This window comes from Bdellovibrio sp. GT3 (genome assembly GCF_037996765.1).
Lineage (GTDB): Bacteria > Bdellovibrionota > Bdellovibrionia > Bdellovibrionales > Bdellovibrionaceae > Bdellovibrio.
In genome coordinates this window covers 1,274,505-1,286,494 of sequence record NZ_JBBNAD010000005.1, presented here as the reverse complement: position 1 = coordinate 1,286,494, position 11,990 = coordinate 1,274,505, and the positions used below count along the sequence as shown (strand labels likewise).

11 protein-coding genes are annotated in these 11,990 nt (G+C 47.5%); 7 read left to right on the top strand and 4 right to left on the bottom strand.

Translation table 11 applies throughout. The features are described 5' to 3' along the window. Positions 1–33: 33 nt before the first annotated feature. Genes AAAA73_RS13635 through AAAA73_RS13625 form a run of 3 tightly spaced genes read left to right on the top strand, consistent with a single transcriptional unit; the run spans position 34 to position 1,748 of the window. Positions 34–531 (top strand): hypothetical protein, encoded by a 498-nt coding sequence (locus tag AAAA73_RS13635; RefSeq protein WP_340599030.1) that lies wholly within the window; start codon positions 34–36, stop codon positions 529–531. An 11-nt stretch (positions 532–542) separates the two neighbouring features. Further along, on the top strand, positions 543–1,517 hold the full coding sequence (locus AAAA73_RS13630; RefSeq protein WP_340599029.1) for a sigma-54 interaction domain-containing protein: 975 nt from the start codon (positions 543–545) through the stop codon (positions 1,515–1,517). 57 nt (positions 1,518–1,574) lie between these two features. Next, on the top strand, positions 1,575–1,748 hold the full coding sequence (locus AAAA73_RS13625) for a DUF1328 domain-containing protein (protein ID WP_340599028.1): 174 nt from the start codon (positions 1,575–1,577) through the stop codon (positions 1,746–1,748). Positions 1,749–1,892: 144 nt separating this feature from the next. Here the strand turns inward: AAAA73_RS13625 and AAAA73_RS13620 are convergent, their stop codons facing one another. Both AAAA73_RS13620 and clpB read right to left on the bottom strand, forming a co-directional pair. Further along, complete coding sequence (locus AAAA73_RS13620) at positions 1,893–2,066, bottom strand: hypothetical protein (protein ID WP_340599027.1); 174 nt, start codon at positions 2,064–2,066, stop codon at positions 1,893–1,895. Between the two features lie 73 nt (positions 2,067–2,139). Further along, positions 2,140–4,722 (bottom strand): ATP-dependent chaperone ClpB, encoded by a 2,583-nt coding sequence (gene clpB / locus AAAA73_RS13615; RefSeq protein WP_340599026.1) that lies wholly within the window; start codon positions 4,720–4,722, stop codon positions 2,140–2,142. 65 nt (positions 4,723–4,787) lie between these two features. Here clpB and AAAA73_RS13610 point away from each other — a divergent pair, with 65 nt between their 5' ends. Beyond that, entirely contained in the window at positions 4,788–5,066 is a 279-nt protein-coding gene (locus tag AAAA73_RS13610; protein WP_340599025.1) for a hypothetical protein, read from the top strand. Here AAAA73_RS13610 and AAAA73_RS13605 read toward each other — a convergent pair. Continuing rightward, positions 5,063–7,735 carry a cation-translocating P-type ATPase gene (locus AAAA73_RS13605; protein WP_340599024.1) on the bottom strand — a complete coding sequence of 891 codons (2,673 nt, stop codon included), beginning with the start codon at positions 7,733–7,735 and terminating at the stop codon, positions 5,063–5,065. The genes AAAA73_RS13610 and AAAA73_RS13605 overlap by 4 nt on opposite strands. Before the next feature lie 566 nt (positions 7,736–8,301). On the opposite strand from AAAA73_RS13605, the gene AAAA73_RS13600 reads away from it, so the two are divergent. From AAAA73_RS13600 to AAAA73_RS13590, 3 genes are all read left to right on the top strand, one after another. Further along, positions 8,302–9,135, top strand: coding sequence for a flagellin N-terminal helical domain-containing protein (locus AAAA73_RS13600; RefSeq protein ID WP_340599023.1), 834 nt, complete (start codon positions 8,302–8,304; stop codon positions 9,133–9,135). A 328-nt stretch (positions 9,136–9,463) separates the two neighbouring features. Further along, positions 9,464–10,018, top strand: a complete 555-nt coding sequence (locus AAAA73_RS13595) for a hypothetical protein (protein WP_340599022.1) — start codon at positions 9,464–9,466, stop codon at positions 10,016–10,018. Positions 10,019–10,084: 66 nt separating this feature from the next. Further along, on the top strand, positions 10,085–11,233 hold the full coding sequence (locus AAAA73_RS13590) for an aminotransferase class V-fold PLP-dependent enzyme (RefSeq protein WP_340599021.1): 1,149 nt from the start codon (positions 10,085–10,087) through the stop codon (positions 11,231–11,233). On the opposite strand, the gene AAAA73_RS13585 is transcribed toward AAAA73_RS13590, so the two are convergent. Then, positions 11,234–11,848 carry a hypothetical protein gene (locus tag AAAA73_RS13585; protein ID WP_340599019.1) on the bottom strand — a complete coding sequence of 205 codons (615 nt, stop codon included), beginning with the start codon at positions 11,846–11,848 and terminating at the stop codon, positions 11,234–11,236. Between the last annotated feature and the right edge of the window lie 142 nt (positions 11,849–11,990).

The window sequence follows — 11,990 nt, the reverse complement described above, 5'->3', positions numbered from 1 at the left end:
ACCTTGCCCCCAAGAGCTTTGGAACATGTAGATATGAAAAAACTAATAAGCATTTTAGCGATAGTTGGTGGTTTGTTTTCTTGTCCTGCCGTGGCGCAAAAGCTCTCTTATGACGTCAGCGGAGGGGTCGGAACTTATAACGGCAACACTTACACGGAAATTGATGTGGGTTTGAATTGGTACCTCACCAATTACCTGAACTGGCGCAACTCCCTGTTCACCCAGTTTGGCAGCAGCATCGACAATGTTTATGGCTTGGACACAGCCGCCATCTTCGGAACAAGCTTTTACAATGACGCCGGGAAATTGGGCATCGAAGGTTTCATCGGCCCCGGTTTGCGTTTTGCCAATGAGGACGCCAGCGGTTATTTCGGCAAAGGCGGTTTGATTTTTGCCATTGGGGGCCTACGAATTGGTGGCGGCGCTCAAGTCACGAAGTACTATGACACCCGCCGAGACAAATTTGGATTCAAGATGCCCGAAGAAGAAGTTCAATACTTTATCATCATCTCTGGCGGTGGCAGCTTATAAGGAGTCAATGAATGCAAGAGGGTCGAGACATCATCGCTGAAAGTCCCGCCTTCTTGTCTGCTTTGACACTGGCCCGTCGAGTGGCCGACAGCTGTTCGAATATCCTTATCACGGGCGAAAGCGGCACCGGCAAAGAAATCATCGCAAAACATATTCATGAACTCAGCACCCGCCGCACCCGCAACTTCGTCGCCATTAATTGCGCATCCATTCCCGATCACCTTCTGGAGTCAGAACTGTTTGGTTATGCCCGTGGAGCATTCACCGGCGCGGTTGCCACCAAGACCGGGCTATTTGAAGAAGCCGAAGGCGGCACGCTGTTTCTGGACGAAATTGCAGATATGGATTTTGGTCTGCAAGCGAAGCTACTGCGAGTTCTGCAGGAACGAAAAATAAAACGTCTTGGCGAAAACGCACTTCGCCAGATCAATATCCGGGTGATTGCCGCCACCCACCAAAATCTGCAGCGGGCTGTTCAAATGAAAAAGTTCCGTGAGGATCTTTTTTTTCGACTGAATGTTATCTCGATCAATGTTCCGTCCTTGCGCGAACGCGGTGAAGACATCCCTCCCCTGGCGCATCACTTCGTGAAAAAGTTCTCTACGGTGAATGCCAAAAAAATTCTGGGACTGACTCCTGCTGCGATTCAGTATCTTGTTTCACAAAAATGGCCCGGGAACGTTCGCGAATTGGAAAATCGCATCGAGCGCGCCGTTGTCCTTGCAGCAAACTCCCATATCGAAGTTGAAGATCTTCACCCGGAAGCCAATGAAATCCAAAACCAAAAGAAAAACACGCTGAAGTTCCTGAGAGAACAATTGCGCGAAGATATTTGCCGTGTTCTGTCCATCGAGGAAATGAACGATCTCTATATCGAATATGTTCTGGCATTAAACAAAGGCGCCAAGGAAAAAACCGCGCGCGATCTGGGAATAGACAGAAAAACCCTTTACAGAAAACTTGGCAAAAGACACTCGTCTTTGTGATGGTTGGCATCTGATTTGCTTGTCTCTATTTCAGTAACACCCACTGAGGAGGTTTGCATGTTACGGGCTGCAATCGCATTTTTCATCTTAGCCATCGTCGCATTTGTTCTTGGAGCAAATGGTATTGCAGGAATGTCCATGGAGATCGGCCGAATCCTGCTGATCGTGTTCCTGGTATTGGCAGTTATCAGTTTCTTCGTGAATATGATTGGCAGGAAGGGTCCTAGGTAGAACTTCTGCGGTTAAAAATGCCCCGACACCAGGGAAAGTCTCCCCGGGGCTATTTACCTCGTGAGGCGCGTTTACTGGTGCATTTTGGCAAATAAAAAAGGGCTTCCATTCTGGAAACCCTTTCTAAAAACTTTTTCAGACGAACTATCTTCTGCCTGAAGAAGAATTTCTTTCATCTCTGCCTTGAGAAGGTCTTTGTGAATCTTTGGAATTGGAATCACGACGGCTGGAGTTTGAAGACTCTCTGCGCATGTCTTCAGCTCTGTTGCCAGATTTGTCAGTAGATGATGAGTTTGGTCTGTTTTTGTCGATACCCATTTGTGGTTCTCCTGTTAGATAAGCAGGCATCATTGCCTGCCTATCCAGGAGTAAGCGAAACCCATGCCAAGTTTTACATTGTCAATTGGTTGCCATTCGCTTTGACTTCAACTGTGTCACCCGCCTTAACGCCACCACTGATAATTTTTTTAGACAGTGGATTAAGCAGTTCGTTCTGGATAACACGTTTCAAAGGACGGGCTCCATAAATTGGATCGTAACCTTTACGAGCCAACAATTCGACGGCGTCTTTGCTGAATGAAATTCCAATCTTCTTGCTTTTCAAACGCTGCGCAACCAGATCCAACTGAACCTGCACGATTCCGGAAATTTGATCCTCACCAAGTGAGCGATAAATCACAACTTCATCAATACGGTTCAAAAACTCAGGACGGAAATGCTCACGAAGAGCTTCGGTCACCGCTTTTTGTCTGTCAGCCTCTGACATCTTCGGATCGAGAATTGAATGAGACCCAACATTGGAGGTCATGATCAGCACCGTGTTTTTAAAATCCACAGTTCTGCCCTGACCATCGGTCAATCGACCATCATCCAATACTTGCAACAGAATGTTGAAAACATCCGGATGCGCCTTCTCGACTTCATCCAAAAGCACCACGCTGTATGGTCTGCGACGAACAGCTTCGGTCAATTGACCGCCCTCTTCGTAGCCGACATATCCAGGAGGCGCACCGACCAGTCGGGATACCGCGTGCTTCTCCATGTATTCACTCATATCGATGCGAACCACGGCCTGCTCGTCGTCAAATAGAAACTCTGCAAGTGCTTTTACAGTTTCAGTCTTTCCCACACCCGTCGGTCCCAGGAACATGAAAGTTCCGATAGGCCTGTTGGGATCTGAGATCTCGGCACGAGCCCGTCGAATGGCATCGGAAACCACGGTCAATGCATGGTCCTGACCCACAACGCGTTTTTTAAGCTGATCTTCCATGTGCAAAAGCTTTTGCGTTTCGCTTTCAAGCATTTTGCTGACTGGCACACCAGTCCATTTCGCAACCACTTCAGCGACATCCTCTGGAGTGACCTCTTCCTTAAGCATGCGGCCTTCACTTCCGCCCTGCTCTTTACTGCGTTCTTCCATCGCTTTGATTTTTTTCTCAGTCTCAGGAAGTTTGCCATATTTCAGCTCTGCAGCTTTACCCAGATCACCTTCACGTTCAGCCTTGGCGATTGCCACCTTGATATCCTCGATATCGGCCTTCAGTTTTTTGATCTGATTGATGCCGCCTTTTTCGAATTCCCATTGTTCACGCAACAATTGGTTCTTTGCACTGAGCTCTGCGATCTCCTTGTCGATAACGACGATGCGATCTTTCGCTTCCTGCTCCTTTTCCTTTTTCAATGCTTCCTTTTCGATACGCAGCTGCATCAACTCACGCTCGATTTTGTCGACCTCTTCAGGAACTGAGCGGGTCTCAATACCCAATTTACTTGCGGCTTCATCGATCAAATCGATGGCCTTGTCCGGCAGGAAACGATTGGTGATATAACGTCGCGACAATTTAACTGCCGAGACCAGAGCGGAATCAGTAATACGAATTCCATGATGGACTTCGTACTTTTCCTTTAAGCCACGCAGAATCGTGATGGCGTCCTCTTCGCTGGGCTCTTCAACCATGACTGTCTGGAAACGACGTTCCAACGCCGCATCCTTTTCGATATATTTGCGATACTCGTCCAGAGTCGTTGCCCCAATACAGCGAAGCTCACCACGCGCCAGAGCCGGTTTTAACAACTGCCCCGCATCCATGGCACCATCTGTTTTACCTGCGCCAACCAAAGTATGAAGTTCATCGATAAACAGAATAATCTGTCCATCGCTGGAAGTAACTTCCTTGATCACAGCTTTCAGACGGTCTTCAAATTCCCCACGGTATTTTGCACCGGCAATCAACGCGCCCATATCCAGGGACATCAGTTTCTTGCCAATCAAATTATCAGGAACGTCGTGTTTCAAAATTCGCAATGCCAGACCTTCTGCAATGGCGGTTTTACCCACACCCGGCTCACCGATAAGCACTGGATTGTTTTTCGTACGACGGGACAGAACCTGCACCACACGACGAATTTCCTCGTCACGACCGACGACAGGATCCAGTTTGCCTTCCGCAGCCAACGCCGTCAGATCACGAGCGTACTTGGCTAATACCTCGTACTTGTTCTCGGGATCATCATCCGTCACTTTTTGGCTGCCACGCATTTCCTTCAATGCGGCCTTTGCTTTATCCTGATTCAAATTGAACTTTTTAAAAAACGCGGACATTTCCGCATCACCGCCTTTTAGCATCGCCAAAAAGAAGTGCTCTGTGGAGATATAGGCATCCCCCCACTCGTCGGCTTCGACCTCCGCTCCGCGGAATATTTTTTCCAGACGGGGACTTGCAAACTGCTTTTGTCCACCACCACTTACTGTAGGAAAACGATCGATTTTTTTACGCAACTCACCCAGGAAATCCGCCTGAGCGACATTCAACTTATCCAAAAGACGAGGGATGATCCCTTCACTTTGCTGAACCAGTTCCAGCAAAAGGTGCTCGGGTTCAACAGAGGGATTTGACTTGCGTTCAGCCAGCTTTGCAGCGGCCTGCATGGCCTCTTGGCTTTTTCGCGTCATTTTTTCAATATCATTGCTCATAGCTCCTCCATCTGAAATAAGAATGAGGTCTATTTTGCCAATGTCAACTCCAAGGACTTTATAAAATGCCAGGTATTGTTAATCCTAAAGGTATAGTGAACCCTAAAGGAAAAGGTAAATCCCAGCCTCGCATCCGTCCCTCCATTCATAAGGACCGGGTCAATCCAACGGACTTTCTGAAATTCGACACGCGCTTTTCCTGCGAGGATTGCACGCACTTTGCCAGCGAAACTGTAAAATGCACTTTGGGATATGATACAAAACATCACTTAAAAGCCACTCAAACTCACCAGTACGAGCTTTCTGGAAATATGGCCTTCTGCCGCTTTATCGAGATCGACTAAGAGCTTGCAAGCTGAGCTTTGATTCCCCGCGCTTTGATCATTTTGTGCACTTCTATGACCACCAGAACTGCCAGCGCCATTGCAAACATTCGAGCCCATTCACCGATTGGAACTGGACCGACCTCAAGCAGGATATTCAACCCCGGTGTATACATAGCCACGATATGAATGCCCTGGGCAAGTATCGCCCCGCCGAGAAGGAACTTATTGCGTAACGGATTGAGCTTGAAGATGGACTTTTCTTCTGAACGACAATTCCCCAGCATCAGGTTTTCGAATATCACCAGGAACAGCAACAGGTTGTTACGGGCTGCTTCAATACCCACCCCACTTTGAACCAATTGATGGAAGTACCAGTAGCCTATTCCACCGATTACGATTGCCGACAACAGAACTCTTTCCATCATCAATCGGTCGAATATGGATTCATTGGGCTTTCTTGGACGATGGGCCAGTTCGTCGCCTTCGCCCGGCTCAAATGCCAATCCAATATCCTGGATTCCGTTTGTGACCAAATTAAGCCAAAGAATCTGAGCCGCGGTCAGCGGCATCGGAGCGTTGAAGACAAAGCTTAGAACAAAAATCAGAATTTCTGCCGCGGCCGTTGAAATTAGCAGGTACACGACTTTGCGGAGATTGTTATAGACGATTCTGCCCTGTTCGACCCCCGCAACAATCGAGGAAAACCGGTCATCAGCAACAATCAGATCCGCTGTTTCCTTTGCGACATCTGTTCCACTAAGACCCATTGCCACTCCGACGTTGGCGGCTTTCAACGCCGGAGCATCGTTCGCTCCATCGCCGGTGACCGCCACGAAAAATCCCTTCTGAGTTAAATGCTGCACAATCTGCAGCTTCTGTTGGGGCTCCACCCGAGCGAAGACTCGCCCCTCCAGAATCATTTTCGAAAGCTGATCTTCACTTTCAACTTGCTTCAACGCAGGTCCGGAAACAACCTCATCCATGGTCTGCGCCAACCCCAATTCCCGTGCGATCGCCAAAGAAGTTTTTGGATGATCCCCCGTGACCATAGCCACACGAATTCCGGCTTGCTGGCATTGCTTGACGGCTTTGGCAGCCTCGGGACGTAAAGGATCTATCATTCCAACCAGTCCATAGAACACAAGTCCTGTCGGGGATTTGGAAATTTCACTCTCCGAACGGGATACCATGTGTCCGGCCAAAGCCAAAACCCGATAACCGGCTTCCGCCAACTCATCGGCCTGATTTAAAATAGCGTCTGTATTTATGCGATGCTTATGTCCCTGCACGAGCATACTGTCACACATGGGCAACAGTTTCTCGACAGCACCCTTTACTGAAAGAATCCGTTTATGATCATTTCCTTCGTGCAGTGTCGCCGCAAACTGATGCTCAGGCTCGAAAGGAATATCAGAAACCAAACCACCCGAATCGGATGGATTAACTCCGGCCTTTTCTCCAAGCACCAAAAATGCCAGATCCACAGCATCACCATGCCCTGTCCACTTGCCTTCCTGAAAAAAGAGTTTGGCCTCGTTGCAAAGCACACCACATCGAACCAGTGATTCCATGTGTACATTGTCGAATTTCTTGGAGCCCGGATCCAAGCCGCTTCCTTCAATATCGAATTGCTCACCATCCGGCGCCACGATTTTTCGCACAGTCATTTGGTTTACGGTCAATGTTCCCGTTTTATCGGTGGCGATATATGTGCAAGACCCCAAGGCCTCGACGGCAGGAAGTTTTCTTACGATGACATTTCGCTGGGCCATCCGGCGACTGGCAACAGACAATGCCACTGTCAACGCCACCGGCAATCCTTCAGGAATCGCGGATACTGCCAGGGCCACACTGAACACAAGAACCTCATAGTATCCATAGCCCTTCAAAAACAGAAAGACCGCCATCAAAGCCGTCACCACGAGGAGTGCAATGGCGATTTTGTGTGTTAGCTTCTTCATGCGGATCAATAACGGCGTACCCGCTGACTCCTCCGAGTTCAATGAGTTGACGATTCGACCCAACTCCGACTGCAATCCTACAGCAGTGACCAGACCGGTGGCCCGCCCGCGAACCACCAAAGATCCGGTGAAAGCCATGTTCTTGCGATCCCCCAGAGATGCATGCTCCGCAAACTGGCCAGACGCGTCCTTGACCACAGTAAGGGACTCGCCGGTCAGCAGGGACTCGTCGACTTCCAGAGAGTGTGTATTGATAAGGCGCAAATCCGCGGGAACTTTATTTCCCGACTCCAGATAAACAACATCACCCAGTACTATTTCTTCGGATGGGATCTCCATCTGTCGCCCATCCCTCATAACCATGGATCTGGTTTCAGCCATTCGTTTCAACGCCAGGGCGCTGTTCTGCGCCCCCTTTTCCTGGGTGGTGCCTATGACTGAGTTAATCAGAAGTATGATTGCGATAAAAAGAGCATCGCGTGTGTCACCAATTGCAAGTGCCACACCTCCAGCAGCGAGAAGTATATAGATCAATGGACTGGCGAATTGCCCCAGAAATATCTTCCACAATGGCCGCGGCTTCTTGGTTGGAAAAACATTGGGACCATTCGCCTGCAAACGCAGCTCCGCTTCCAACGAAGTGAGGCCCTGATTTACAGAGGGCGACGATTTCAACACATCCTCAAGTGACCGCTGATGTGGCTCAGTGTATTTTTCAATTTCCATTCACAAATTGTCAGATTTTTTTACCAATGAGCACAGTGCCTTTGTCGAAACACCTGCCTGTATTGCCACAACCGACGTCCCATTCGAAAAATTGACTCTCTCAAAGTCGTGGGGAACGCCGTTTTTCCCTCTGAAAGTACTGTATCTTAGTGATTCAGGACAAATCTTAGTCCTGAAATCCAGATCCGGCCTTTGACCAGTATTGTTTAAAAAATACAAAACCCGCCTCTCGTCCTGTCAAGACTCGCATTCAGATCCCGATCTTAATCACATCAAAGATTCACTCAGAAGGAGTCAAGAGAGAAGGTCACTCTCTTGCTAATACCGAAAGGAGGGCCTTCAAGGATGAAATAATAATGAACAACAGATTGTTCAAGCTGTGCGCTGGAACAAGAGGTTGAGAGACCCGAAGACATCTAGCACAGCATGGTCCACTAAAAGGCTAAAGGCCAAAGCACAGACTCGGATGTCAGTGCCGGGCAAGCAGAAGTAGGTTCTGCTCTCCCAAAAAACAAATCAAGGAAGGTAATGAATATGAAAAATAAATTTTAACGGAGGATTTTAAAATGGGAATGAGAGTAACAACAAATATCGCTGCAATTAACGCTCAAAGAAACTTGGTTGGTTCACAAAGAACTATCAACGATTCAATGGCAAAATTGGCTTCTGGTAGCCGTATCAATAAAGCTGCTGACGACGCTGCAGGTTTGGCGATCTCTGAAAGCTTCAAAGCTCAGATCCGCTCTGCTGCACAAGCTCAACGTAATGCGAACGATGGTATCTCCATGGTTCAAACTGCTGAGGGTGGCTTGAATGAAATCGGTAACATCATCGTACGTCTACGTGAGCTTGGTATCCAGGCTTCTTCTGACACTATCGGTGACAAAGAGCGCGGTATGTTGAATAAAGAGGTTGTTCAACTTAAAGACGAGATGCAACGTATCGCTAACGTTACAACTTGGGGTACAACGAAATTGTTGGATGGTTCTTCACCAAGCTTCGATTTCCAAGTAGGTATCCGTAACAATGCTGAAGAAGATCGTATCTCCTTCAAAGCAAGCGAAAACGTAGCTACTTTGGACTCTTTGGGTCTAGCTGGTATCGACTTTTCTTCTAAAGACGGTGCACAATCAGCTCTATCCATGCTTGATGAAGCTCAAACTTCTGTGAATGGTACACGCGCTAACTTGGGTGCCCTTCAAAATCGTTTGACTTCAACTGTTGATAACTTGGGTGTAGCTCAAGAGAACATGTCTGCTGCTAACTCACGTATCCGTGATACTGACGTAGCTCAGGCTTCTTCTGAGATGACTCGTAACAACATCTTGTTGCAAGCTGGTACTTCAACTTTGGCTCAAGCGAACCAAACTAACCAATTGGCTTTGAAACTAATCGGTTAATTTCGGCTCAACGGACTGAACGAAGTTACTTAAAGAACTTAAACCCGGCAAGGAAACTTGCCGGGTTTTTTTATTCCAGCAATGAAATCAGATACTTAGGCGACCAAAGCGTCCATACCGTCCCCTCCTGCCTGATCCCCAACTCCGGTGTGTCCTGTGGAGTAAAAACTTTTGTTCGCTACTTTTATTTCCTGTTTGAAATGAGTTTCTCCTCTGAAAAACCAGACCAAATGTTGAGAATTCAATTTGAATTGCCTCACCTAATAAACCTCGTTAGTCTATGAGGGCATTCGTTTTATACATACGACTACCTCGAGGGAGCAACGCCATGGCAAAGAAAAAAGCAAAAGCAAAACCTGCTAAAAAAGTAACTAAAAAGGCTGCTAAACCAGCTAAAAAAGTAGCGAAAAAAGCTGCTAAACCGGCGAAAAAGGCTGCGAAAAAAGCTGCCAAGAAGCCTGCGAAAAAAGTAGCTAAGAAAGCTGCTAAACCAGCTAAAAAGGCCGCTCCTAAAAAAGCTGCTGCAAAAAAAGCTGCTCCTAAGAAAGCCGCTAAAAAGCCTGCAGCGAAAAAAGCTGCTCCTAAAAAAGCTGCCGCTCCAAAAGCAAAAGCTGAAAAAGCAGTTAAACCAGTAGCAGCAGTAGCACCGGTTGAAATCGCTTCTGATTTCGACGATGAAACTGAAATGGATGCTATGGTTGATATCGAAGAGGAAACTGTTTCTTCTGACGACGAGTGGTCTGATGACGAATCTGAAGAAAAATCTGATGAATCTTTCGAAGACATGGAAGATGAAGAGTCTGAAGACGACATGCAAGAATCTTCTGATGACGACGATGAAGACGACGAAGATGAAGATGAAGACGGCGAAGGTTACTTCTAGTCATTAATTGCACATCGCAATCAAAAAAAGGGAGTCAACGACTCCCTTTTTTATTATCATCGCTGCATGTACAAACATCTTTATCGTCGATTTACAGAAGCGAATCCCACCCTGCTCCATTTTGCCAGCCACAGCCATCACTATTGGCCTGACGTGACTCGCGAAGCCCAGCTTCAATACTGGGACGATTGCGCCAAATATGTCGACGACAAATGGTCCCACATCTTTTCAGTCAAGGTTCCTCAAGCTCAAAGACTTATTTCTGACGTTTTGAATCTGACACATTCCCAGCAAATAGTATTTGCTCCGAATACCCACGAGTTTGTTTTCCGACTATTGAGTTCCCTGGATTGGAATCAGAAAGTCCGGATTCTAACCACAGATTCTGAATTCTACTCGTTCGACCGCCAGGTCAGCCGCCTTGCAGAACTTCCTCATTTTGAAGTTGTGAAAATCCCCACTCTCCCCTTCGACACATTTCACGAACGCTTCGAACAAGCCATGGAATCCTCAGATTGGAATATGATTTTCCTTAGCCATGTATTCTTCAATTCGGGATTGGTCTGCGATGTTGAAAGACTTGTGAAGGATGCCCCTTCCGATGTTCCTTTTGTGATCGATGGCTATCATTCGTTCATGGCGGCGCCCCTGAACCTGAAGCCCATTCAGGAGAAGGTATTTTATGTCGCCGGATCCTATAAATATGCACAGGGTGGAGAAGGCTGTTGCTTCCTTTATGTCCCACCAAGCACCCGTCACCGTCCGATGTATACCGGTTGGTTTGCAGAGCTCTCGAAACTGTCAGCGATCGGCAACGAAGTCGGCTATCCGACCGATGCTTATCAGTATGCCGGCAGCACCATGGATTTTTCCGGAATGTATCGATTGATTGCCACTCTTGAAACTTTCAAGGATCAGGGGTTGGACATCACCAGGATTCACACTTTGATTCAGAACAATCAACAGCTGTTTCTTGAGGAACTTGCAAAAGTGAATCATCCCCTGGTGAACCGTCAGAACCTAATCCAGGATAACTTGAAAAATCACGGTCACTTTTTAACTTTCAATCTGCCATCGACTGAAGCGACTTCACAGCTGGTCAAAGAAATGAAAACCCGGGGTCTTATGACGGACTCCCGGGGCTCACGTTTACGATTTGGTTTTGGACTGTATCACGACACAACTGACATCAAGGCCGCGGTCGCCAAAATCTGATTACTCAACTTCTGGAAGGTCAGAGTAAACTGTGCCGGAAGCTGGTTGAGATTCGTACGTTGGCTGAGACTCTTGGGAAGGCTGTTGTGCTCTTGGAGCAGTGTAAGTGGAATGTCTGCTGCCACCGTAGTTATTGACCAGGTCGTCAATAGATTCCTGAACAATCACTTCGTCTGACTTGCGGGAGAACTCAGCACCATTCGTCACCGTATTCTGTGGACGGTAGAATTGATTTGGGCAAGAGCGAACCGCTTCCTCAGCAGTTCTACCCTGTTGTTGAACCTGGTTAAATGCACAATTCAGGAATTGAGAATCTGTACCTGCCGTGCAAACCTCAGCAGCCGTGATGCCTTTTTGTTTTGGCGCCAACTGACTGGTACCCAACGGAAGACCGATAATGGTCATATTTGCCATACAAGCCGCATACCCAAGACCGTCCTCACGAAGACCGGAAAAGCAAGAGCGCTGAACCTGGGCAATATCCGTAAAACCGATACGGGCAAGTTCATTCACACACGCTGAATATTGTTGGGAGTTTTGCGACATGCTTGCAACACTGATGGAAGCACTCAAAGTGACTACAGCTGTTGCGATAAAAACTTTAAATGATTTCATAATTCCGCCTCGTTACGCCCATCAAGGGCTAAAAGTTAGTTTTTCAACACCAACTTACAAAGCAGGATCCAGACCAGCCCCAGATTGAAATAAACACACACCCAGCTGTAAACGTCTTATACAGAGACAATCCCCGCCGCCC

Excerpts from the sequence above, each read along its gene's own strand:
- AAAA73_RS13605 (WP_340599024.1), bottom strand. The coding sequence starts at position 7,735 with ATGGAAATTGAAAAATACACTGAGCCACATCAGCGGTCACTTGAGGAT.
- AAAA73_RS13630 (WP_340599029.1), top strand. The coding sequence starts at position 543 with ATGCAAGAGGGTCGAGACATCATCGCTGAAAGTCCCGCCTTCTTGTCT.
- AAAA73_RS13610 (WP_340599025.1), top strand. The coding sequence starts at position 4,788 with ATGCCAGGTATTGTTAATCCTAAAGGTATAGTGAACCCTAAAGGAAAA.
- clpB (WP_340599026.1), bottom strand. The coding sequence starts at position 4,722 with ATGAGCAATGATATTGAAAAAATGACGCGAAAAAGCCAAGAGGCCATG.
- AAAA73_RS13600 (WP_340599023.1), top strand. The coding sequence starts at position 8,302 with ATGGGAATGAGAGTAACAACAAATATCGCTGCAATTAACGCTCAAAGA.
- AAAA73_RS13635 (WP_340599030.1), top strand. The coding sequence starts at position 34 with ATGAAAAAACTAATAAGCATTTTAGCGATAGTTGGTGGTTTGTTTTCT.
- AAAA73_RS13620 (WP_340599027.1), bottom strand. The coding sequence starts at position 2,066 with ATGGGTATCGACAAAAACAGACCAAACTCATCATCTACTGACAAATCT.
- AAAA73_RS13585 (WP_340599019.1), bottom strand. The coding sequence starts at position 11,848 with ATGAAATCATTTAAAGTTTTTATCGCAACAGCTGTAGTCACTTTGAGT.
- AAAA73_RS13595 (WP_340599022.1), top strand. The coding sequence starts at position 9,464 with ATGGCAAAGAAAAAAGCAAAAGCAAAACCTGCTAAAAAAGTAACTAAA.
- AAAA73_RS13625 (WP_340599028.1), top strand. The coding sequence starts at position 1,575 with ATGTTACGGGCTGCAATCGCATTTTTCATCTTAGCCATCGTCGCATTT.
- AAAA73_RS13590 (WP_340599021.1), top strand. The coding sequence starts at position 10,085 with ATGTACAAACATCTTTATCGTCGATTTACAGAAGCGAATCCCACCCTG.